Here is a 22,197-nt window from a genome sequence, read left to right on the forward strand (position 1 = left end):
CCCCGTCTACTTCTTCGTAGCGTAAGGGCAAGGCTGCAAAAGCTGAACAATAAAGCGCGGAGTCGCCATGCGGCCCCGCGCTTTTCTTTTAGCGTCGGTCCCTGCGCCGGCGTGCGGCCTATTTCTCCCCCATTTTGGCCATTTTGCCCTCCAAACGGCACTACCGCCGGCAACATCCAGCAGATACGCTGAACCTAGCCGTATAGGCCCTATGAGAACGGGAGCAACCATGGCAGCCTTGTTCACGACCCCCAAACGCAATGACACTACCGCCGGAACCCATGTTGCCGAACCCGACGTTCGCCGTCGCATAGGACTCGCGCACGGCAGCTGGCGCCGCGTGACGCGCCGCATCGTCGTAGGCGCCGTGTGCGCGCTCACGGTGAGCTCGCTGCTCATGCCGAGCGTCTCGCTCGCGGCGGAATGGGTCAAGGTCGGCGAAACCAAATACAACGCCGGCACTGCGGCGGGCGACGAGACCGGCACCTGGTCGTGGGACGGCGCCGACGACTTGAAGCTCAACAACTATAACGGCGGCGAGATCCAGGCCGCAGGCAAGCTCAACGTGAATTACTCGGGAAACAACATCGTCACTGCCGACTGGATCGAAGGCATCAAGGCTTCTCATGGCAAGAATGAGAACGCCGAGCTCAATATCCAAGGCGACGCGGGCAGCACGCTCAGCGTGACATCTACTGAGGACGCTATCCTCTCCACGGGTAATATCAACATCGACGGAGCCGGATCCGTCAACGCCACGAGCGCTGGGTTTGATGCCATCGACGCCGAGGGCGATCTCGCTATCAAAGGTTCGGGCAACGTCAACGCCACGGGCGTATCGGATGGCATCAGGGCAAACGGCAATATCACGATTGACGACAGCGGGGCCGTCACCGCCAGGGCTACCAAGGACAAGGGTATCGGAACCGACAAGAACCTCACCATCAAGGGTGGCGGCACAGTCGAGGCAAGCTCAGCCGATGGTGAGGCCATTTGGAGCGGCGGCAACATCAATATCTCGGACGGCAGCCAGGTCAAGGCGAGCTCCGAGAAAGACGCCGCCGTCGAGGCCAAGGGCAGCCTCGCAGCCACAAACGCCTCCCTCAACGCAAACGGTGTTGAATATGGCGTCTATGCCCACAAGGGCATCACACTCGATCATGCAAACGTGACAGTCCGCGCAAGTAAAGGCAGATACGGTGACGCCATTGCCCTCTTCACCTACCAAGACGATATCGTCGTCAAGAACGGCTCCACCGTGGACGCGTTTGCGGAAGGCGAGGTTTCGGCTGCATTCTCCACCAGAAACGATCGACCCAACGAGGAGGGTGGCCACATCTACATCAGCGACTCCGTTGTCAAGGCCATAGCCCGCTATGTCGAGAACGGCGACGGCCCCATCCCCTACAGCGAAAACCAAGATGGTGAGACGAGCCCCGAGCCCCAAGGCGAGAACATCGGCATCATCGCCCAGACCAGCGAGGGCGTCACACCCGCAGTCATCTCGATCATCCGCAGCAAGGTAACGGCCGAAGGAGATACAGCGGCAATCTTTGCCCGTGCCATGAGCGCTGACGGCAAGACAATCGGCACCATCAAGATTGAGAACGCCGCCATCCAGACGCCCGAAGGCGGCAAGGTCATTGACTATCGCAAGCTCCGTGACGGCATCTACGAGGCAGGCCAAGCCATCGGCACGGGCGACGCTGTGATCGACCCCCCTATAACGAAGCTGTCGCCAAGAGCATGGTCATCGCACCTCCCGAGGTAGCCAAGCCGGAAGACCCCAAGCCCGACGAGACCAAGCCCGCAGAAAGCAAGCCCGCGGAGTCCAAGCAGAACCCCAAGCCTGAGTGCTCAAAGCCGACCAAGGCCGTTGCGGCTTCAATCACGAAAGCCAAGACTACCGGCGTGCTCGCGGCAACCGGCGACACCTCGGGTGCGGCCATCGTGGCAACCGTCCTTGCGGGAACAGCCGCTATCGCCGCAGGCACCATGGCGAGCCGCAAGCGCTCTTAGACGCCTCTGCGCACATGGCAGCTCCCGCGAAGGCCCCGAGTCCCAGCACCGTTTAACAACGCCACCGCCGAGCTCCCCTCCGGCGGTGGCGTTTTCCATATGCGTCCGCAGGGTATGCACGAGATTGTCTTTGGTCTAGCCCAACCTGCATGAGCCGGCGTGCGACAATGGGGGCCGTCGATATCACAACGCCGAGAGAAGCCCGTCATGGAAGCGCATCAAAAGCAGATAACCGTTCATGCACAGCATGCCGAAAGCGCACCAGTCATCTATCTTCCCGTGGTCATGGGCGACGGCACGGAGGTTTATGAACGCTGCCGAGAGCTCAACTGCCCGCCCTTCACGCTTGTCGGCATTGGCAGCCTCAACTGGAATCGCGAGCTGAGCCCCTGGGTATGCGACGGTACCGTGCGCGATGCCGAGCCCTTTGGTGGACAGGCCGCTGGTTTTCTTGACGAGTTGTTGAAGCAGATAATCCCAGAGGCCGAATCATCGCTCCCGCAACCGCCCACCTGGCGCGGCGTTGCCGGCCACTCGTTGGCGGGTCTTTTTGCACTGTGGGCACTTTGGCAAACAGATGTCTTTGAGCGCGCGGCGAGTGCATCGGGGTCGCTGTGGTTCCCCGGCTTTATCGACTACGCGCGCGAGCGCACGATGACAGCTACGCCCGACGCCGTCTATCTGTCACTCGGCAAAAAGGAAACCAAGACGCCCAACCGCATGATGCGGCACGTACTCGACGATACGCGCGCGATGGAAGAGCTGTTTATCGAGCGTGACATTCCAACAACGCTGGAGCTCAACCCCGGCAATCACTTTACCCAAACTGACCTGCGCATGGCACGCGGCATCCACTGGATACTGACGCATTAAAAATGGCATCCACGCGTACATACGCATGGACGCCATTTTTAATTTGGCTGAACGCAGCTGCTATTCAGCAGTCTCCTCAAGCTCGGAAGTATCGAACTCAAAGTCGTTACCGGGCAGGATGGCGTTGAGCACAATGCCCACCAGCGAGCCCACGGCAAGGCCGGAAAGCGAAATCGTCACGCCGCCCAGCTCAAGCACGATGGCGCCGGCGGTGCTGTACGCAATGCCGAGCGAAAGCACGAGCACCAGGGCGGCCACCAGCACGTTGCGGTTGTTTTGGAAATCGACCTGGTTCTCGATGAGGTTGCGGACGCCCACGGCGCTGATCATGCCATAGAGCACGAGCGACACGCCGCCGATTACACACGCCGGCATGGCCGCAATGACAGCCGCGAACTTGGGGCAGAACGAGAGCACAATGGCACAACATGCGGCAATGCGAATCACGCGCGGGTCAAACACACGCGTTAGGGCAAGCACACCGGTGTTCTCGCCATAGGTGGTGTTAGCCGGAGCGCCAAAGAGCGATGCGAGAATGGTCGCCAGGCCGTCGCCAAGCAGCGTGCGATGCAGGCCAGGATCGGCGATGTAGTTACGCTCGCAAGTGGAGCCGATAGCCGAGATGTCACCGATATGCTCGATCATGGTCGCAAAGGCCAGCGGCATAATGGTGATGATGGCCGTCGTGGCAAGACCGCTATCGAACTGCGGGCCAAAGAGCGCAAACACGGTGTTATCCCACACGACGGGCAAGCCAACCCAGGGAGCGGCTGCGACGCCCGAGAAATCAACCTCGCCGAGCGCAGTCGCAACGGCATAGCTCACCACAACGCCCAGCAGAATCGGCACGATCTTGACCATGCCACGGCCCCAGATGTTGCAGATGACGATCACCGCCACAGCGACAACGGCAACAAGCCAATTGGTCTGGCAGTTGGCGATGGCAGAGCTTGCCAAGATCAGGCCGATGGAAATGACGATGGGGCCCGTCACTACCGGCGGGAAGAAGCGCATAACGCGCTTGGCACCAAACGCGCGAAACAGGGCCGCCAGCACCGGATAGAGCAGGCCGGCACAGGCTACACCTAGGCAGGCGTAGGGCAAAAGTTCGGCCTCGCCGTTGGGCGCGATTGCGGCATAACCGGCAATAAAGGCAAACGAAGATCCCAAAAACGCTGGCACCTTGCCGCGCGATAGGAAGTGGAAGAGCAGCGTGCCCAGGCCGGCAAATAAAAGCGTTGCCGAAACCGAAAGGCCGGTGAGCACGGGCACCAACACCGTGGCGCCAAACATGGCAAACAGGTGCTGCAGGCCGAGCAAGAACATGCGCGGGCGACCGAGCGACGACGCATCGTAGATGGCATCGGCGACGGCGGGCGTCGAGGATTGGGACATGGATGTCCTTTCATAATGGAAGGGCGCCCGGGCATATCGGATTACCTGCCCGAACGATACGATCCGAACCATTGTACGCGATGCATGCCGCTCCGACCACGACGCCCCTGCGAACGGCAGCACTACTTCCAGACACGCTCGGCAATGCGCCTAACCAGCGCAATCTTTGCCCACTGTTCGTCCTCGGTCAGCTTGTTGCCGATCTCGCAGCTGGCAAAGCCACACTGGGGCGACAGGTACAGGTTCTCGAGCGGCACGTACTTTGCGGCTTCGCGGATGCGCTCGACGATAACATCCTCGTTCTCGAGCTCTGCCGCCTTGGTGGTTACCAAGCCCAGCACGACCTTCTTGCCCGGGGCAACGTACTTGAGCGGCTCAAAACCGCCGGCGCGCGGCGTATCGAACTCCAGGTAGAATGCGTCGACATCCTCATGTGCAAACAGGTACGGCGCGATGGGGTCATAGCCGCCCTCGAAAGCATAGGTAGAGTGGTAGTTGCCGCGGCACACGTGCGTGTTAATGACGAGGTCGTCGGGCTTGTCCTCGATGGCGGCGTTGTTGAGCGCCACGCCCAGCTCGCTCACCCTTTGCAGGTCAACCGGGCTCATGCCAGTCTTGGACACAAAGTCGGTATCGCAGTAAATGCCCCAGGTGCAGTCATCAAACTGGATATTGCGACAACCGGCAGCGTACAGGTCGGCGATCACCGTGCGATAAGCGGCTGCAATTGCGTCGGCAAGTTCCTCATCGGTCTTATAGACAGCGCGCAGGCTCTCCTGCTGGCCATCGCAGCGGTCGAGCGTAACCTCCGAGAACGTCTGGATCGGCGCCGGAATGGTCTGGCGCGCAACCTGGCCCTCGCCCTCAAGCACCTTGACAAACTTAAAGTGCTCGACGAAGGGGTGGTTCTCGCCGCTGATGGGGCCGGTCACCACGGCGGTGTCAGCCGTGGTCTCCTCGTCGTGGAACATATAGCCCGTACGCGAGGTGCGGCGTTCAATGCCGTTGAGCCCCCACATAAAGTCGAGGTGCCAGTAACTGCGACGAAACTCGCCATCGGTAATCACCTGCAGGCCAGCGGCCTTTTGCTTTGCCACCAAATCGCGAATGGCATCGTCCTCGACGGCCTTAAGCCCCTCGGCATCAAGCGTGCCTGCCGCATAGGCAGCGCGGGCGTCCTTTACGGCCTGCGGACGAAGAAAGCTGCCGACGATATCGGCGCGAAACGGCGCGTTCGGTTGAATCGAAGTGCTCATGGATATCTCCCTTTGCATTGGTTGCTTTACTGGGACAGAGTATGAGCGCTCATATGGCCACCGTAAAATATATGTTTATAACAGTTTGATATAGATGCTTCCTATATCAGCTAGGACTGCCATAAAGAGATTTGATCCGTGCAGAACACAGCAGCTTAGATGTGCTGACGAATCGCGTCAATATAGGCCCGACCGTAGCGCGTAAGCGTCGTGTTCTTGCGCGTGATGATGCCAATCTCCATGTACTCGTCCACATCGAGCGGAATGGAGATAATACCCGGCCCGTTGAGCTCGTGGCTGATCACGCCCGAACACACCGTGTAGCCGTTGAGGCCCATGGCCAGGTTGAACAACGTCGCACGGTCACGTACGCGGATATTCTTGCGACGCTCAAAGGTCGAGGTCAGTTCCTCGGAATAGTAAAACGAGTTATAGCTGCCCTGCTCGTAGGACAGGAACGGGTAGTCTTCCAAGTCCTCGAGCGTCACGCTCGAGCGGCCCGCCAGCGGATGGTCTGCGCACACGAAGACATGCGGCGTGGCGCAGAAGAGTCCCTCGAATACGAGCTCGTTGGCGGCAAGCATGCGCTCGATAACCTCGCGGTTATGCTCGGATAAGTATAGGATGCCCAGTTCGCTTTTCATATGCGCGACATCCTCGATAATCTCGTGAGTCTGCTCCTCGCGCAGGGTAAAGTCGTAACGCGTGGCATCGAACTCGCGGATCACGTCGACAAACGCGTTAACGGCAAAGGAATAATGCTGGCAGCTCACACTAAAGTGCGGCACCTGCTCGGATGCGCCCTTGTACTTGCCCTCGAGCAGGTCGGCCTGGTCGAGCACCTGGCGCGCATAGCCCAAGAAGGTCTCGCCTTCCTCGGACACAACGACGCCCTTGTTAGTGCGCTCAAAGATATGCACACCCATCTCGTTTTCGAGATCGCGGATCGACGCGGTAATCGAAGGCTGCGACACAAAGAGCCGGCGCGAGGCCTCAGTGATGCTGCCGCATTCGGCAACTTTGACGACATATCTGAGCTGCTGAAGCTTCATGGCTTTCTCCCTAGACGTTCGTGACGTCGAAACCCGTCGTGCTCATCTGACGCATAAACGACGGCATCTCCCCCGTCGCGGCGCAGGCGGCAATCTGATGCAGAGCCCCGGCAACCGCATCGTCCACCGCAGCGCCGATATGCCAGCGCGCGGCAGCCGTGACGGCCTCGTTGGCATTGGCGACTGCAACGGAGTTGGGGACGGCACCGATCATGGGCAGGTCGTTATCGGAATCGCCAAATACGGCCACCTCGTCGGACGTCAGGTCCAAAGCGCGCGCCAGCTCCAGCGCAGCGCAACCCTTGTCCCAACCTGCTGGAAGGATGTCGAACAGGCGCACACGATTGTTGGGAAACACGAGCGAGAGTTCCGGCACCTCGGCGGCAACGCACTCGCGTAGCTCCGCGAGCTCCTCACGCGAACGAGCACTCCAGATATTCGCCTTGAACACCGGTGCGTCATCGACGACAGGACGGCACGGGGCCTCTTCGCCCTTGAGCCATGCGTTGCCGCCCGACTCCATGGCGCGGCGCACACGCTCGGGGTCGCTCGTTACACAATAGGCATCGTTATCCCAAAAGTCGTCACCCAGGCTGTAGACCTTCAGATACGTATCGTCGGTCTCGTGCTCCAAGTAGTCAGCCAAGCGCATAAGGGCGGCGTTATCGGTCGCATGCGAGGCTACCACCTCGCCGTCCACAAACATGACCTGGCCGTTGCAGAACGCGCCGGTCGAGAAGCACTCGGCGCGATTGCGGAACATCCAGCCCATCGCGGAGGGCTGGCGACCCGAAACCGGGCCAAAGTGCAGACCCGCCGCCTGCATGGCATGAATGCCCTCGATGGCGTAGTCGCTGGCGCCGTCATGCCCGGCTGGAATCAGCGTATCGTCCATATCGGTCAGCACAAGTTTAATCATAAGGCCCCCTCGGTCATTCTTAATCCCGTCTATTGTACCGACCTGCCAAAAAGAGACAGGTTTATATTGGCAGGTTTTATCTGGGAAAACGCAAAGCCCCAGTTGTTACCTGCCAAAATAAACCTGTCCCTTTTTGGCAGGTGCGCTAGTATAGGGAACAACAGATTCGATGCGGGAGTGCCGGCGGTGCAAACCACAAGGCTGAGAGGGCATAGGGCCCAATCCTTTGAACCTGTCAGTTAATGCTGGCGTAGGGAGCATGCCGCCTTTTTAGGGGCGCTGTCTATGCACAGCGCCCCTTTTCTATGCCAAGGAGGCATGTGCAGTGATCGATTCGGAACAGCTTAAGCAAAATGTGGTCAAGGCCGTGGAGAAGATTCGCGCCACCAATCCCATGGCCGGCTCCATCACCAACACGGTGACGATTGACTTTGTCGCCAACGCGCAGCTCGCCGTGGGCGGTTCGGCCGCCATGGTCTATCTGCCCGACGAGGGCGAGGCGCTCGTTGCCGGCGGCGGCGCCATCTATCTCAACATGGGCACGCTCTTCCCCATCTACGAGCAGACGATTCCCCGCGCGGCCAAGGCGGCACACGACGCCGGCAAGCCCTGGGTGCTCGATCCGGTGGGCCTGGGCATCGGCAGCCTGCGCACCCAGCTGGTAGGCGAACTCAAGCAGTACAAGCCCGCCATCGTGCGCGGCAACGCCTCCGAGATCATTGCGCTCGCCGGCCTATGGGGACTTGAGGGCGAAGCGGCCGATCTGAGCCGCGTGCGCGGCGTCGACACCACCGATACGGTTGACGCCGCCCGCGATGCCGCCGCGGCGCTCGCCCGCTACACCGGCGGCGCCGTAGTGGTCTCGGGCGAAGTCGACCTGATTACCGACGGCACGACCGTGGCCAAGTCCCACGGCGGCAGCCCGCTCATGTCCAAGATCACCGGCTGCGGTTGCTCGCAGGGCGGCGTGTTGGCCGTGTACGCCTGCGCCACCGACCCGTTTACGGCGGCCATCTGCGGCACCGCCGTATACAACGTTGCCGGTACGCGTGCCGCCGCCGTTGCCGATGCCCCGGCAAGCTTTAAGGTCGCCTTTATCGACGAGCTCTACCGCGCAACCGCCCGGGACATTGCCGACAACCAACTCGAGCTCGAGGAGGCATAAGCCATGTCCGAGCCCGCAACCAATGCCGGCATGAACACCCTGGTCGCCGTGGCCATCGCCCCGTGCGGCACCGGTGACGAGCTATCCGCCGAGGTCGCCGAGGTCGTGCGCGTCATTCGCGAGAGTGGCCTTCCTAACCGCACCACCTCGATGTTCACCGAGATCGAGGGCGACTGGGACGAGGTCATGCAGGTCGTGCGCGACGCAACCTTTGTGTTGGCGAGCAAAGGTATCCGTACCGAAGTCGTGCTCAAAGCCGATATTCGCCCCGGTTTTACCGATACCATGACCGGCAAACTCGAGCGCATGGAAGCTCAGATCAAAAAGCAGGAGGAAGCACGATGAGCATCCGCGACAACCTTGATATCTCTGCCTATCTGGTACTCGGCCCCGAAAACACCCTCGGGCGACCCGTGGGCGATGTGGTGGCTCAGGCGCTCGACGCCGGCTTTACCTGCATCCAAGTGCGCTCCAAGGTGGCAAGCGCCCGCGAGATCATCGCACTGACGGGCGATGCCGCGCAGGCCATCGCCCAGGCCGGCAAAACCGGGCAGGTCGCGCTGCTGATCGACGACCGCCTTGACTGCGTACTTGCCGCACGCGAGCAGGGCATCCCCGTCGACGGCGTGCACGTGGGCCAGAGCGATATCCCCGTCGAGGTCTGCCGCAAGCTGCTGGGTCCAGATGCCATCGTGGGCCTTTCCGCCCGCTGCGAGGAGATGCTCGAGTACGTCAAGACCGCCGACATGAGCCTGGTCGATTACCTGGGCGTAGGCCCGCTCCACGAGACCGAAACCAAGCGCGACTGCGGACGTGCGGCCGACGGCTCCATCATCACCAAGAGCTTTGAGGACCTGGCCGCCCTCCATGCGGCAAGCCCCGTCCCCATTGTGGTGGGCGGCGGCGTCAAGACGGCCGATCTGCCGCAACTCAAGTCCACCGGCGTCGACGGCTTCTTTGTGGTGAGCGCCGTCTGCAGCGCCGACGACCCCTACGCCGCAGCCAAGGAGCTCGTCGATACCTGGCAGCAGGCATAAGCCTAGACCGAGCAGTTGCTCCGCAGTCCCATATCTTCAATAGCGGAAAGCGCATCCCAGTTTGGACGTCCATTCTGGGATGCGCTTTCCGCATGAAGCTCCGTTGGGAAACCGCATCCCATTCCAGACGCAAATTCTGGGACGCCGTTTCCAAAACCCGCCGTCCGGGAAACTGCATCCCGTTTTGAGCGCAAATTCTGGGATGCGCTTTCCGCCGACGACCGCGACCGCGGCCCCTACCCCGCCAGATACGCTTCCAACGCCGGCAAAGTCGCCTCTGCATCGTGGCGGCCGACCTGGTAGATGCGCTCGAGCTCATCCGGTTCGCGGCACAGCGACGGCACCTTCACCGATTCGCTCGGCCGCACCACAAAGATTTCCCCGGCAGCCTCTCGACGTGCCAGGTCATCGAGCGTGGCATTGTAGACCTCATGCCGATGCTCAAGCGCTGCAACAAACTCCGGATAGTGACGGAACACGCGCCGCAGCATGGGCATCACGCTGTTGGGCTGCTTCACAAAGCCCGCCGGCTGCGTGAGTACCACGATATTGCGGTCATACCCCTGCGCAAACAGCCATGCGCTGGGAATAGAATCAGCCACGCCACCATCCAGATACTTATGCCCGTCAATAGCAACGGGACGCGTCGCCACAGGAATCGCCGACGATGCCCGGATCCACTCGATATCCCGCTCGTCGCCATAGGGCAGGTCGTGGTAGACGGCCTTGCCCGTCTCGATATCGGTGCACACGCACGTAAACCGCATGGGGCAGGCGCGATACGCCTCCAGGTCGATGGGATCGCGCTCGATGGGCACCTCGTGATAGGCAAAATCGGCATTGAACATATCGCCGGTTCGCAGCCAGCTGGTCACGCTCGCATAGCGTTTGTCGGCGCAATAGGCCTTGTTATAGCGAATGGCGCGGCCGATCTGGCGCGATTTAAAGTTGTAGCCAAATGCCGCGCCCGCCGAGACGCCCACCATATGGTCGCAGGTCAAACCGTGCTCCATCCAAACGTCGAGCACGCCCGCCGTATACATACCGCGGTAGCCGCCTCCCTCGAGCGCCAGCCCCACCGTGCGCCTCATATTTGACTGTGCCATGCGACCATCTCCGTTCCTGCGTTTTAAAACGGAACAAGTATACCCATCAACAAATATCGTCTCAGTCGCATTTTCATCGAACATCGTCGCGTTACCGTTTGGCGAATAATGGCCGCCCGCAACATGGGCACCCCTACATAATTCCATACACTTGTTTATACTACTCAGTAGTTATCAGCCGAGAGCACGAACCGACAAATAAACCCAACGACGCAGCAAGGCGGGGGCTTGGAAACACGCAAGGCGTTGAGCAGCAACGCATGTGCACAACGAGCTCGCCCGACGCAATCCGCCCCGACCTCAGAAAGCCGCTTACAGTATGGATAACGCCAGCAATAATACCGAAACGCTCGAAAAGACCATCCGTGACCTTCTGGAGCGTCAGGACGATCTGATCAGGACCGCCTTTACCGACGAGCTCACCGGACTTGGCAACCGCGGCGGCTTTACCCGTTCCTTAGAGGAACTCTGGGAGCAGGAACTGCCCGTGACCATGGCGTTTATCGACATCGATAACCTTAAGCACTGCAACGACATCTTTGGACATGACGAGGGCAACCGCTATATCTTGCAGGTGAGCCTCTATCTCAAACTGTATATGAAGGTGGACGAGGCGGCATTTCGTCTGGGGGGCGACGAGTTCGCCATCCTATCTACGATTGCGACCGAGGACGACCTTGCCGAACGTCTGGAACACTGCCGAACGGTACTGCTCGAAAACAACGCTTCCAAGATGCCTCACTCGTTTAGCTACGGAGTGGCACACGCCGACCCCGCCCTGGGCGAAGCCCCCAATCGCTTGACGAACGATGCCGATCATCGCATGTACGACTACAAGCTACGTCATGCCGTGCACCTTGATCGACGCAATATCGCACAAGCCCACACCGACGACTTCGAAATAAGCGATCGCATTTTCGACGCCCTTTCGATGCTCAACGAAGGCCGATATTTCTTTATCGAGAACTTGGACAAACATCGAACCCTTTGGTCACAAGGCGCCTTGCGCGATCTTGGTCTTCCTTCGGAGCATATAGACAACTGCCACGATTACTGGAAAACGCGTGTCCATCCCGATGACCTTGAGGCCTATACCAACGACATCGACCAAATCTATGACGGCTCCAAACATCGCCACGTCATGCAGTACCGCGTGCGCAATGCCGCCGGCGACTACATCCTCGGCCGTGCTCGCGGGTTTCGTATCGACGGCGACGGAAATGTCCCCTCGCTCTATGTCGGCGAGCTCGTCAACCACTCGCTTGCCGAGACCGTCGACGCCGCCACGGGTCTCGGAACGCAGCGCACGCTGATCAACGCTATCGATGCCTGCCGTCGCGACCGTTGCGAGACGGGGCTTATAGCAGTGCGCGTTCGCGGCACGGCCAAGCTCAACGAGCTCTACGGGGCCGAGGCCGTCGACAACATGCTCGCCGAATACGCAGGCCGCATGCTGTCAATTACTCGCGGCAGGAGTCGCGTCTTCCGCTCACGCAACGCCCAGTTCGTCGTGCTTAGCAACAATTTGGATCACGAAGCATTCGAGCAACTGATCCAACATCTCAAAGAGGCCGTTTTCGCTCCCGTTCGAATCGCGGACGACACCATTACCCCCGTCTGTCTTGTCGTTCCGGCCTTTTACGAGCACCTGACCAATCAAACGGCCGCCGTTTTAGGCGAACTCGACCGTCGCATTCGCACGGCCGGCGGGCTTGTTCCCAACGACAGCCTCCCCATACCCGAGGTGGAGCGCAAAAGCGCCATCGCCGAACGCATCGATCCGCTCACGGGTCTCTATCGACCCAGCGAGTTTATGCGCCGCGCCAACGAATTTCTCGAGACAAGGCGCAACGGCGCCTGGTGTATCGCCACCGTCGATATGGGACACATGCGACTGTTCAACGAATGGCACGGACAGGCCGAGGGCGACCGCATGCTCGCCGATGTGGGCACGGTCCTCAAAGACATCGAGAATGCCGACATGGGCGTCGCAGGGTACTGGGGCCAAGACGACTTTTGCATACTCATCCCCTTTGAACACGACACCGTCCATCAGATCTATAGCCGCGTTCGCCAGGCCGTGGCCAAGTATGATGACGGCGTGGGATTCTGGCCGTCCATGGGCGTCTACCCCATCGACTCCAACGAGAAAATCACCATCGATGCGCAGGCCAAGGCCATGTTTACCAATCGGCGCGCAAAAAACGACTTTAAGGAGCGTATTGCCATTTTCCGCCCCGAGGAGTACGAGCGCGAAATCGCGTTCCACCGCATGCTGACCGAATTCCAATATGCGCTCTCCAACGGCCGTATTACCTACTACCTGCAGCCCCAGGTCGACATGGAAACCGGCGAGATCATTGGCGCCGAAGCGCTCACGCGCTGGATCGACAAGGATGGCTCCCTCATTTCGCCCGCCACCTTTATCCCCACTCTCGAGGAAAGCGGTTTTGTGGTGACGCTCGACAAATACGTTTGGCAGGGCGTTGCCTTGTGGCTGCGCGAGCGCATCAATCGGGGGCTTCGCGTGGTTCCGATCTCGCTTAATGTGTCGCGCGTGGATATCCTTGCCTGCGACGTTGCCGAGCATATGGGGGCGCTCGCCGCCCAATACAACCTGCCGCCCGAGCTCATGCGCATCGAGATCACCGAGACAGCTTATACGGGAGAGTCCGAGGCCGTGAATAAACTAACGGCCGACCTGCACACCCGCGGCTTCTCGACCTATATGGACGATTTTGGCACCGGCCAGTCCACGCTCGCGATGCTCAAGAACGTCAACGTCGACGTCATCAAGCTCGATCGCACGTTTGTACCCGCCGACGGCGATCAAGGCCGTAGCGCGCAAATCGTTTCATCAATGCTCGAGATGGCGCAGTCGCTCCATCTGCCCGTTGTGATCGAAGGCGTCGAGACCGATGAGCAGGCGAACGTGCTGCGCCAAATGGGCGCCCGCTACGCTCAGGGCTTTCTCTACTACCGCCCCATGCCGGCAAAGGATTTTGAGGCGTTACTCGATGGTGGCGACAACAACTAATACGCTCGTGCGCAAACGCCACCGTCGAGGGAGCGTTTGTTCCCATGAGCTAACTAATACCCCAATCTAAACCGAATTGGGAGTAAGATACAAACCATTGTTCCATTCAAGGAGGTCATCCATCATGAACGAGTCGTATCGCCTGGGCGAGCAATCAATCATCGCTCATCTTCAGCGGCTTGCGAGCGGGGCCTCAACCACCGAGCTCGATGTTGCCGCGCTGCCCCCGGAGCTGTGCGCCATCGGCGAGCAGCTACAGAAGACATTTGCCATCCTGCAGCAAGAACGCGAGCTGCTTGAGCGCGGCGCCTATATCGACTCGCTCACCAATCTTGGCAACCGTGGCGGACTCGACCGCCACGTCGATCAGCTCTGGCGCAAAGGCACCCCCTTCACCTGCGCCTATATCGATATCGACCGCCTTAAGCATTGCAACGATAAGTTTGGCCACACCGAGGGTAATCGCTACATCCTGAACATCTGCCGTGCACTCACCGAGACAATGGAGCCCGATGAGTTGCTGTTCCGTATCGGTGGAGACGAATTTGTACTTATATCCCCCACGACAGACGAAGCCGAGCTCGAGCAGCGCCTGGAGCGGACGCGTGCCAATCTTATCGAGGCAACATCGGACGGCAAGGCGCCCATGATCGCCAGCTTTAGTTTTGGCTGCTCGCGCGTCGACCCGCTTGCAGGCGATACGCGTCGCCAGATGACAAAGGACGCCGACCGCAAAATGTATCGCTACAAGCTCATGTACCGTGTGCAACAACCGGAAGAAGGCGATGCGCCGCAACGCCCGGTCACCGAACAACCCCCCCCCTGCAACGACCGAGTGTTCCAAGCGATCTCCATGAGCTCCGAGACGCGCTATCCGTTCATCATTAACCTCGACACCGGCGAATCGCAATGGTCGGTTAATGCCGTGCGCGATTTTGACCTACCCTCCCAGCATCCCTACAACTCGCTCGATATATGGCTTGCCCGTGTTCACCCCGAGGACCGCGACAACGTACGTGCCGAGCTCGATATGGTGGTAAACGGCACGTGGCACTTCCACTGCATGCAGTATCGCGTCATGAATACCGCCGGAAAATACGCGCTTTGCGACTGCACGGGTTACCGCCTGGACGGCACCGATACCGAGCCCAACATGTATGTGGGCATTGTCACCAACCGAAGCTTGGCAGATACGACCGATTCCGTGACCGGTCTGGGCGATATCCACGCCCTGGTCAACGCCATTGGCGAGATGCGTCGCGTGGCACGAAACGCGGGCTTAATCGCCATTAAAATCGACGAAATCGCACAGGTCAATGCCCGCTTTGGCTTTGATGCAGGCGACCGCGTTTTGGCAGAAAGCGCCGCCTGCCTCATGGATTGCTCGCGCGGCAAGGGTCGTCTGTTCCGCTCGACCGGACCGATGTTCGTGGCGCTCTTTGACGACTTTGATCCCGAAGAGACCGACGCGGTTGCAGACGAAATCGAACGGTTCTTGGGATCGCCCGTGCTCCTCGGCTCATTTGAATATCAGCCGCCCCTTCGCGTGGCCACGCTTCATCTGGACGCCGTCGACCGACAGCCCGTTTCCATTTTGAACGAACTCAATGCGCTGATTAAAGAGGCGCCGCAGGTACCGGGCACCAAGCTGGACTAGCGACGTAGGGCGCGATGTGAAACACAAGCCGTTTCGCATCGCGTCCCGCGCCATCTGCCCTCTCGTGCGATAATCCTCCGCAGAAGTCACCGACAGCAGAGGGAGTTTGTGATGAAGGTTCTTTTGGTCAATGGCAGCCCCAAGGCAAACGGCAACACCGCCCGCGCACTCGCCGAGGTCGCCAAGCAACTTAGGGCCGAGGGCATCGATACCGAGACGTTTCAACTGGGCGCCAAGCCCATCCGCGATTGCATCGGTTGCGGCCAGTGCGGAAAGCTCGATTGCCGCTGCACCTTTGACGACGATGTGGTCAACGAGCTGATTGCCGCCGCCGAGCAGGCAGACGGCTTTGTCTTTGGCTCCCCCGTCTACTACGCGCACCCCAGCGGACGCATCCTCTCGGCACTCGACCGCGCATTCTATGCAGGCAGCAAGGCCTTTGCGCACAAGCCGGGTGCCGCTGTGGCCGTTGCCCGCCGCGGCGGCACGTCGACCACCTTCGACGTGCTCAACAAGTACTTCACCATCAACCAGATGCCCGTGGTGGCCTCCACATACTGGAACAACGTCTTTGGCGCCATGCCGGGCGAGGCCACCCAGGACGCCGAAGGCCTTGCCACCATGCGAAACATCGGCAAAAACATGGCCTGGCTTCTGCATTGTATCGAAGCAGGCCAGGCCGCCGGCATCGAAGCCCCCGAAGCCGATCGCGAGCGCACCAACTTCATTCGTTAGAACGGCGGGGCCATGAATATTCAAATCTTCGGGACTAAGAAGTCCTTCGACACCAAGAAAGCACAGCGCTTCTTTAAGGAGCGCCGCATTAAGGTGCAGTTTATCGACTTGAAGGAAAAGGAGATGAGCAAGGGCGAGCTTACGAGCGTGATGCAGGCGGTCGGCGGCATCGATAAGCTGCTCAACCCCAAAGCAAAGGACGAGGAAACGCTCGCGCTCATCCAGCACCTCACCCCCAGCCAGCGCTTCGATAAGCTGCTCGAGAATCAGCAGGTTCTTGCCGAGCCCATCGTGCGCAACGGCAAGAAGGCCACCGTCGGCTATTGTCCCGACGTATGGGGAGCCTGGGAGTAGCCTGTGTTATTTGCCGGCGCGTGGGTATAAGAGCAGGTGTTTGGCATAAGATTCAACTGTAAGCCATGTCTAACAAAGGAGGGCACATGCCCAACAAACCCGTGAAGATCATCATGCTTACCGGATACCTCGGTGCCGGCAAGACCACGCTGCTCAACCACATCCTCGCTAACGACGGCGGCATCCGCGCCGCCGTAATCGTCAACGATATCGGCGAGATCAACGTCGACGCCAGCCTCATCGCCGACGGCGGCCTTTCCGAGACCGACGACCTCATCCCGCTCACCAACGGCTGCATCTGCTGCACGCTTTCGGACGACCTGGCCAACCAGCTGCAGGGCATCGCCGATTCGGGCAACTTCGACTACATCATCATCGAGGCCTCGGGTATTTGCGAGCCCATCCCCATCGCCTACACCATCTCGAGCTTCTGCGACGAGGCCAAGGTGGGCGGCGAGCCCAAGCTCGCGCTCGACAACATCGTGGCCGTGGTCGACTGCGCCCGCATGTACGACGAGTTCAACGGCGGTCGCGACCTGCTCGCCGAGGATATCGATGAGGACGACATCGAGAGCCTGCTTATTCAGCAGATCGAGTTTTGCTCCACGCTGATCCTCAACAAGACCGATACCGTCACGCCTGAGCAGATTGCCGAGCTCAAGGCCATCGTGCGCAGCCTGCAGAAGGACGCCGTGATTGTCGAGGCCCAAAACGGCGAGGTCCCCATGGAGGAGCTGCTCGACACCGACCGCTTCGACTTTATGCGCGCCTACAACTCCGCCGCCTGGATCGAGGCCATGGAGCATCCCGAGGAGCACGACGACCCCGAGGTGCTCGAGTACGACATCGAGACCTTTGTGTACTCCCGCCGCAAGCCGTTTGACCTGCAGAAGTTCACCGATTTTGTTGAGCAGGAGTGGCCCGACGAGGTCATTCGCGCCAAGGGTCCGCTGTGGCAGACCGGCGATCCGGACATGTGCTACATGTTTGAGCAGGCCGGCCACCAGATGCGCCTGATGGAAAACGGCCTGTTTGTCGATTCTGCGCCCGAGGGCGAGAAGCAGAAGATTATCGACGAGAACCCCGAGATCATGCAGATTTGGGACGACGAGACGGGCGACCGCATGACGAGCCTGTGCGTCATCGGCCGTCACATGGACAAGGACGCGCTCATCGCCGCCCTCGATGCCTGCCTGACCGACTGGCACCGCGCCTAGAGTTATCGAGCGGGCATTTACCGCCCACGTTACCGCCAAACCACCACGAAGGTGCCTGTCCCCTTCGTGGTGGTTTTTCGTTCTATGCCAAGGAGATTCATGTTCAATATCGTGCTGTATGCACCCGAGATTCCAGCCAATACGGGTAATATCGGACGCACCTGCGTGGTTACTGGCGCCCGCCTGCATCTGGTGGAGCCGCTGGGCTTTTCGCTCGATGACAAGACGGTACGTCGCGCCGGCCTGGGCTACTGGCAAAACTTGGACGTGACCACCTATACCGGCTGGGAGGATTTCCTTGTGTGCAACGGCCTCTCCTCCGCCGACGAGCGCCTGCATCTGCTGACCAAAAAGGCGCGCCGAACCTATGCGCAAAGTACCTACTGCGACGGTGACTATTTGGTCTTTGGCAGCGAGAGCTCGGGCATTCCCGAGCCACTGCTTGCCGCGGCGCCCGAGCGCTGTGAGCGCATCCCGATGCTGCGCGATTGCGACTCACTCGATAACGCCGAGGCTTGGGAAGCCCACGAGGAATCGCTCGGACATACCGAAGACAGCCACGAGGCCATCCTTCAGCAGGATATCTGCGGCAATTTCGTCGACCCGGACGATTACCGCATCAGCGCTCTCAACCTCTCCAACAGCGCCGCCATCGTCCTCTACGAGGCCCTGCGCCAAACAGGCTTTCCGGGAATGTGACCAAGGAACTGTCCCTTTGTCACATTCGGTTAGAGGTAGCGACCGGTGATGCTCTTGGAGCAGGCCGCGATGTCGCCCGGCGTGCCGGCGCAGACGACTCGCCCGCCCGCATCGCCACCGCCCGGGCCCATATCGATCACATAATCGGCATTACGGATAAGGTCGAGATCGTGTTCGATCACGACAACTGTGGCGCCCTTGGCGACGAGGCCGTCAAACACACCCAGCAACACCTGAACATCGAGCGGATGCAGGCCGATCGTGGGCTCGTCAAATACGAATACGGCATCGTCCTGCACGCGGCCCATCTCGCTCGCAAGCTTAAGACGCTGCGCCTCGCCGCCCGAAAGCGCCGGCGTGGGCTCACCGAGCGTGAGATAACCCAAGCCCAGGTCGTGCAAGGTCTGCAAGCGCGCCTGTACCTTTTTGAGTCCCAGCGTGGCGTCGAGGGCCTCGTCCACACTCATGTCCATGAGCTGCGGCAACGTCAGTAAGCTCCCGTCCTTGCCCTCGCGATGGATATGCGAAGCCGCGTCTGCATAACGTGAGCCGCGACATGCCGGGCAGACGATCTCGACGTCGGGCAAAAACTGCACGTCGAGCGATATCGAACCCGTGCCATCGCACGTAGGGCAGCGCAAGGCGCCGGTGTTGTAGCTAAAGGCGCCTGCCTTGTAGCCGGCTGCCTTGGCCTCGGGCGTACGGGCGAAGGCGCGACGCAGTTCATCATGGATGTCGGCATAAGTCGCTACCGTCGAACGCACGTTGGCACCGATGGGCGTGGCGTCTATCAGGTTGGCACGTGCAATGCCCTCGGCATCGACCCAACGCACGTGTTTTGGCAGGCGCTCGCTGGCTGCCTGCGCCTTAAGTGCCGGGATGAGTGTCTCGAGCACCAACGTCGTCTTACCCGAACCCGAAACGCCCGTCACCGCGACAAGGCGACCGCGCGGTATATCGACTTCGAGCGGTTTGACGGTATGGATGGCATCGGTCGCCATGCGGATATGGCCCCGGTCAAACATTTCGTCGTCAGGCACCTGCGGACGCAAGCGCTCAGGCTCCGAGCGCAAAAATGGGGCGATGCGGCTGCCCTGCGATTCTTCGACCTCGCCTACCGCGCCCGCGGCGATCACATTGCCGCCGCCTGCTCCGGCAACGGGGCCCATCTCGACCAGATAGTCGGCTTCCGCCAGTACGCGCGTGTCGTGGTCGACAACGACCACGGTGTTGCCGTCATCCACCAAATCGCGCATCACGCCTACCAGGCCGTCGACATTGGCAGGATGCAAGCCAATCGAGGGCTCGTCCAGCACATAGAGCACGCCCGTCGATCGGTTACGCACCACGCGGGCGAGCTGCACGCGCTGACGCTCGCCCGTGGAGAGCGTGGCACCGGCGCGGTCGAGTGAAAGGTAATCGAGGCCCAGATCGACCAGTCGACGGGCCGTGCTCAAAAACGAATCGCAGATATCCGTCGCCATGGGCTGCATCTCGGCCGGCAAGGATGCGGGCACCCCGCGCACCCACTCAATCGCCTCACCCAGCGTCATAGCCGCGGCCTGCGCCAGATTGATACCGCGCACCTGGGGATGGCGTGCGGCCTCGGAGAGACGCGTGCCGCCACAGTCACGGCATGGCCCCTCGCGCAAAAAGCGCGCCACGCGCTTGAGGCCCTTGTCGTCCTTAACCTTGGCGAGCGCATTCTCGACGGTATAGACAGCGTTGTAATAGGTAAAATCGAGCGGCGTGGCGCCCTCGCCGTTTTTGGGAACGTAGAGAATGTGCTTTTTAACCGCCGGACCGTGGAACACGATGTCGCGCTCTTGAGGCGTGAGCTGGTTAAACGGCACGTCGGTGCGCACGCCCATCTCGCCGGCTACCTGCTTCATCAGATCCCACATGAGCGTACCCCAGGGAAGCACCGCGCCTTCGTTGATGGTCTTTGACTCGTCGGGCACCAGGCTCGCTTCGTCCACCTCGCGCATGACACCGGTGCCGCCGCAGGTAGGGCACGCACCGCCGCTGTTAAAGGCAAGGTCCTCGGCACTCGGCGCGTAGAACTCGCGGCCGCATGCGGGGCACGTGAGCGACAGGCCCGCAGCCACGTTAAGGCTCGGCTCCACACGCGCCCCGCAATGTGGGCACACGTGATGGGCACAGCGGCTAAAGAGCAAACGCAGACTGTTGTTGAGCTCGGTCATGGTACCAAAGGTCGAGCGCACGCCTGGCACACTGGGACGCTGATGCAACGCGAGTGCCGCCGGTACGTGCAATACCTCGTCCACCTGGGCGTGCTCGGCCTGCGTCAGGCGACGTCGAGTATAGGTGCTGAGCGCCTCCAGGTAACGGCGCGAGCCCTCGGCATAAAGAACTCCCAGCGCCAGCGAGCTCTTGCCCGAGCCCGACACGCCGGCAATGCCCACGAGCCTCCCCAGCGGAATATCGATATCGATGTCCTTGAGATTGTGAACACGTGCACCGCGCACCTCGATAGCCTGCGGGCTCATCTTCTGTTCCGTCACCTTTATCACCCTACTCATGCCATAAAACGCGGTCGCGGATATACTCGCCCAGCATGGGCACGGTAAACCGCACAAGGCCGTATCCGGCGGCCTCGATGACGCGCTCGCGAATCAGGCTTGCGCGATATTTACTCGCCCAGCTCTGGGTACGGTCGCAGCGCTCAATGATATCCGCCGTGCGCGTCGGCTTGTCCTCGTCAACCGCCATAGCCTCGATAAAGAGGCGCTGAGGGCTGCGCAGACCGTAATACAGAGGTGCGTCAACCGCTTCGTAGAACTCGGAGACGGCATCCGCATGGCCATTCTCGACATCGCGCCTTTCGATGACCTGCGAGCCACGCCGGACAGCAGACCGCCACATGTAATAGCCCACCAGCTGAACCATATAGGGATGCCCCATGCTCTTGCGCGCCGCAAGGTCCGCCGTCTCCGCGTCAACGTAAAGACCAGCGTCTTTGACCGTCTGGATATACGAATCGCGCACTTTGGGCAAAGATATTGCCCCCAACGTACGCTGCTGGGCACGCCGCAAAAACGTCACGCTCGGCTCTTCGAGCAGATCGTCAACCATACTGGGCAAGCCGGCGAACGCCAGCGCAAGACCGCGCTGGTCGCTATCGGGCAAGCCCGTGGCATCCTGGTCTCCGAGCACCTGCTGATAGAGGACGGCAAGAGCCGCCAGTTCCTCGATAGACACCGATTGTGCCTCGTCAATCGCAAACAAGACGCCCTTGCCCGGACCGAGCTTCTTGAGACGCTCGTTGACCAGCCCTCGCAATGTCTCGCCTTTTGCCCGCGCCGCCTCGACCGACATCCGGCCAAACGACGGCCCAAACTCCATTGACGTCACAACGGGTTTATTCGAGCGAAGCGCGTCGGCCAAGCGGTCGCACAAACCAAGCGAAGCGGAATCGGAGACAACCGCCCATCCGCGCTCGCTGGCTAGACGTTGCAGCTCCCGCAGGAGAACCGTTTTGCCACAGCCGCGGTTTCCCGTAATGAGCATGAGCCTGCCCGGCGCTCCGGCGCCGTTGTCGAGCCCTTCCTCAAAATCTTCGATGACCGACTCGCGACCGATGAGTATCGGAGGCCGCTTACCAGCTGTGGGCTTAAAGGGATTTGGATTCATATCGGCCTCCTCGGATTGGCAA

At 60.4% G+C, this 22,197-nt stretch carries 19 protein-coding genes and 1 riboswitch; of the genes, 12 read left to right on the top strand and 7 right to left on the bottom strand.

Annotation, left to right across the window (positions count from 1 at the left end; genetic code table 11):
* Window positions 1-229: 229 nt before the first annotated feature.
* From DWZ15_RS01190 to DWZ15_RS01200, 3 genes are all read left to right on the top strand, one after another.
* Window positions 230-1,771 carry a carbohydrate-binding domain-containing protein gene (locus DWZ15_RS01190; protein ID WP_158572472.1) on the top strand — a complete coding sequence of 514 codons (1,542 nt, stop codon included), beginning with the start codon at window positions 230-232 and terminating at the stop codon, window positions 1,769-1,771.
* A complete protein-coding gene (locus DWZ15_RS01195; protein WP_118448797.1) occupies window positions 1,747-2,019 on the top strand; it encodes a hypothetical protein in 273 nt (90 codons plus the stop codon). Before DWZ15_RS01190 ends, DWZ15_RS01195 begins: the two co-directional genes overlap by 25 nt.
* A 207-nt stretch (window positions 2,020-2,226) precedes the next feature.
* Complete coding sequence (locus DWZ15_RS01200) at window positions 2,227-2,892, top strand: alpha/beta hydrolase (protein WP_118448800.1); 666 nt, start codon at window positions 2,227-2,229, stop codon at window positions 2,890-2,892.
* 60 nt (window positions 2,893-2,952) lie between these two features.
* Here DWZ15_RS01200 and DWZ15_RS01205 read toward each other — a convergent pair whose 3' ends face one another.
* The 4 genes from DWZ15_RS01205 to DWZ15_RS01220 all read right to left on the bottom strand — a co-directional run bounded on the left by DWZ15_RS01205 (window position 2,953) and on the right by DWZ15_RS01220 (window position 7,514).
* A complete protein-coding gene (locus DWZ15_RS01205) occupies window positions 2,953-4,287 on the bottom strand; it encodes a uracil-xanthine permease family protein (protein ID WP_118448803.1) in 1,335 nt (444 codons plus the stop codon).
* 122 nt (window positions 4,288-4,409) lie between these two features.
* Window positions 4,410-5,543, bottom strand: coding sequence for a 5-methyltetrahydropteroyltriglutamate--homocysteine S-methyltransferase (locus tag DWZ15_RS01210; RefSeq protein WP_233544593.1), 1,134 nt, complete (start codon window positions 5,541-5,543; stop codon window positions 4,410-4,412).
* A 155-nt stretch (window positions 5,544-5,698) separates the two neighbouring features.
* Complete coding sequence (locus tag DWZ15_RS01215; RefSeq protein ID WP_118065591.1) at window positions 5,699-6,595, bottom strand: LysR family transcriptional regulator; 897 nt, start codon at window positions 6,593-6,595, stop codon at window positions 5,699-5,701.
* 10 nt (window positions 6,596-6,605) lie between these two features.
* The gene (locus tag DWZ15_RS01220) at window positions 6,606-7,514 is read right to left on the bottom strand and encodes an HAD-IIB family hydrolase (protein ID WP_118448809.1); all 909 of its coding nucleotides are present in this window, start codon (window positions 7,512-7,514) and stop codon (window positions 6,606-6,608) included.
* Between the two features lie 163 nt (window positions 7,515-7,677).
* Window positions 7,678-7,788: riboswitch (TPP riboswitch) on the top strand.
* A gap of 51 nt (window positions 7,789-7,839) precedes the next feature.
* Here DWZ15_RS01220 and thiM point away from each other — a divergent pair.
* Genes thiM through DWZ15_RS01235 form a run of 3 tightly spaced genes read left to right on the top strand, consistent with a single transcriptional unit; the run spans window position 7,840 to window position 9,716 of the window.
* Window positions 7,840-8,679 carry a hydroxyethylthiazole kinase gene (gene thiM, locus DWZ15_RS01225; protein WP_117736475.1) on the top strand — a complete coding sequence of 280 codons (840 nt, stop codon included), beginning with the start codon at window positions 7,840-7,842 and terminating at the stop codon, window positions 8,677-8,679.
* 3 nt (window positions 8,680-8,682) lie between these two features.
* A complete protein-coding gene (locus DWZ15_RS01230) occupies window positions 8,683-9,024 on the top strand; it encodes a thiamine-binding protein (RefSeq protein WP_225093307.1) in 342 nt (113 codons plus the stop codon).
* Complete coding sequence (locus DWZ15_RS01235; RefSeq protein WP_118448812.1) at window positions 9,021-9,716, top strand: thiamine phosphate synthase; 696 nt, start codon at window positions 9,021-9,023, stop codon at window positions 9,714-9,716. The genes DWZ15_RS01230 and DWZ15_RS01235 overlap by 4 nt, the downstream gene beginning before the upstream one ends.
* 236 nt (window positions 9,717-9,952) lie before the next feature.
* On the opposite strand, the gene DWZ15_RS01240 is transcribed toward DWZ15_RS01235, so the two are convergent.
* Window positions 9,953-10,822, bottom strand: a complete 870-nt coding sequence (locus DWZ15_RS01240; protein WP_199580000.1) for a patatin family protein — start codon at window positions 10,820-10,822, stop codon at window positions 9,953-9,955.
* A 319-nt stretch (window positions 10,823-11,141) separates the two neighbouring features.
* On the opposite strand from DWZ15_RS01240, the gene DWZ15_RS01245 reads away from it, so the two are divergent.
* The 6 genes from DWZ15_RS01245 (at window position 11,142) to DWZ15_RS01270 (ending at window position 18,521) form a co-directional block, all read left to right on the top strand.
* Entirely contained in the window at window positions 11,142-13,859 is a 2,718-nt protein-coding gene (locus DWZ15_RS01245; RefSeq protein WP_118448815.1) for an EAL domain-containing protein, read from the top strand.
* A gap of 124 nt (window positions 13,860-13,983) precedes the next feature.
* A complete protein-coding gene (locus DWZ15_RS01250; RefSeq protein WP_118448818.1) occupies window positions 13,984-15,516 on the top strand; it encodes a diguanylate cyclase domain-containing protein in 1,533 nt (510 codons plus the stop codon).
* 111 nt (window positions 15,517-15,627) lie between these two features.
* Window positions 15,628-16,251: a flavodoxin family protein gene (locus DWZ15_RS01255; protein WP_118448821.1), complete on the top strand. Its 624-nt coding sequence runs from the start codon at window positions 15,628-15,630 to the stop codon at window positions 16,249-16,251.
* Window positions 16,252-16,263: 12 nt separating this feature from the next.
* Window positions 16,264-16,605 (top strand): arsenate reductase family protein, encoded by a 342-nt coding sequence (locus DWZ15_RS01260; protein WP_117746163.1) that lies wholly within the window; start codon window positions 16,264-16,266, stop codon window positions 16,603-16,605.
* Window positions 16,606-16,691: 86 nt separating this feature from the next.
* Window positions 16,692-17,822 (top strand): GTP-binding protein, encoded by a 1,131-nt coding sequence (locus DWZ15_RS01265; RefSeq protein WP_118448824.1) that lies wholly within the window; start codon window positions 16,692-16,694, stop codon window positions 17,820-17,822.
* Between the two features lie 99 nt (window positions 17,823-17,921).
* Window positions 17,922-18,521, top strand: coding sequence for a tRNA (cytidine(34)-2'-O)-methyltransferase (locus DWZ15_RS01270; RefSeq protein WP_118448826.1), 600 nt, complete (start codon window positions 17,922-17,924; stop codon window positions 18,519-18,521).
* Window positions 18,522-18,550: 29 nt separating this feature from the next.
* On the opposite strand, the gene DWZ15_RS01275 is transcribed toward DWZ15_RS01270, so the two are convergent.
* Both DWZ15_RS01275 and DWZ15_RS01280 read right to left on the bottom strand, forming a co-directional pair.
* Window positions 18,551-21,046: an excinuclease ABC subunit UvrA gene (locus tag DWZ15_RS01275; protein WP_233544594.1), complete on the bottom strand. Its 2,496-nt coding sequence runs from the start codon at window positions 21,044-21,046 to the stop codon at window positions 18,551-18,553.
* Window positions 21,047-21,056: 10 nt separating this feature from the next.
* Window positions 21,057-22,175: an AAA family ATPase gene (locus DWZ15_RS01280; protein WP_089572898.1), complete on the bottom strand. Its 1,119-nt coding sequence runs from the start codon at window positions 22,173-22,175 to the stop codon at window positions 21,057-21,059.
* Window positions 22,176-22,197: the final 22 nt, after the last annotated feature.

Origin of the sequence: Collinsella sp. AF29-7AC, from assembly GCF_003475665.1 — a bacterium.
GTDB lineage: Bacteria > Actinomycetota > Coriobacteriia > Coriobacteriales > Coriobacteriaceae > Collinsella.

Bases quoted from the DNA above. Each gene is read 5' to 3' on its own strand.
- DWZ15_RS01190 (WP_158572472.1), top strand. From the start codon at position 230: ATGGCAGCCTTGTTCACGACCCCCAAACGCAATGACACTACCGCCGGA.
- DWZ15_RS01200 (WP_118448800.1), top strand. From the start codon at position 2,227: ATGGAAGCGCATCAAAAGCAGATAACCGTTCATGCACAGCATGCCGAA.
- DWZ15_RS01205 (WP_118448803.1), bottom strand. From the start codon at position 4,287: ATGTCCCAATCCTCGACGCCCGCCGTCGCCGATGCCATCTACGATGCG.
- DWZ15_RS01195 (WP_118448797.1), top strand. From the start codon at position 1,747: ATGGTCATCGCACCTCCCGAGGTAGCCAAGCCGGAAGACCCCAAGCCC.
- DWZ15_RS01230 (WP_225093307.1), top strand. From the start codon at position 8,683: ATGTCCGAGCCCGCAACCAATGCCGGCATGAACACCCTGGTCGCCGTG.
- DWZ15_RS01220 (WP_118448809.1), bottom strand. From the start codon at position 7,514: ATGATTAAACTTGTGCTGACCGATATGGACGATACGCTGATTCCAGCC.
- DWZ15_RS01270 (WP_118448826.1), top strand. From the start codon at position 17,922: ATGTTCAATATCGTGCTGTATGCACCCGAGATTCCAGCCAATACGGGT.
- DWZ15_RS01250 (WP_118448818.1), top strand. From the start codon at position 13,984: ATGAACGAGTCGTATCGCCTGGGCGAGCAATCAATCATCGCTCATCTT.
- DWZ15_RS01210 (WP_233544593.1), bottom strand. From the start codon at position 5,543: ATGAGCACTTCGATTCAACCGAACGCGCCGTTTCGCGCCGATATCGTC.
- DWZ15_RS01235 (WP_118448812.1), top strand. From the start codon at position 9,021: ATGAGCATCCGCGACAACCTTGATATCTCTGCCTATCTGGTACTCGGC.
- DWZ15_RS01215 (WP_118065591.1), bottom strand. From the start codon at position 6,595: ATGAAGCTTCAGCAGCTCAGATATGTCGTCAAAGTTGCCGAATGCGGC.
- DWZ15_RS01245 (WP_118448815.1), top strand. From the start codon at position 11,142: ATGGATAACGCCAGCAATAATACCGAAACGCTCGAAAAGACCATCCGT.
- DWZ15_RS01265 (WP_118448824.1), top strand. From the start codon at position 16,692: ATGCCCAACAAACCCGTGAAGATCATCATGCTTACCGGATACCTCGGT.
- DWZ15_RS01240 (WP_199580000.1), bottom strand. From the start codon at position 10,822: ATGGCACAGTCAAATATGAGGCGCACGGTGGGGCTGGCGCTCGAGGGA.
- DWZ15_RS01280 (WP_089572898.1), bottom strand. From the start codon at position 22,175: ATGAATCCAAATCCCTTTAAGCCCACAGCTGGTAAGCGGCCTCCGATA.
- DWZ15_RS01255 (WP_118448821.1), top strand. From the start codon at position 15,628: ATGAAGGTTCTTTTGGTCAATGGCAGCCCCAAGGCAAACGGCAACACC.
- DWZ15_RS01260 (WP_117746163.1), top strand. From the start codon at position 16,264: ATGAATATTCAAATCTTCGGGACTAAGAAGTCCTTCGACACCAAGAAA.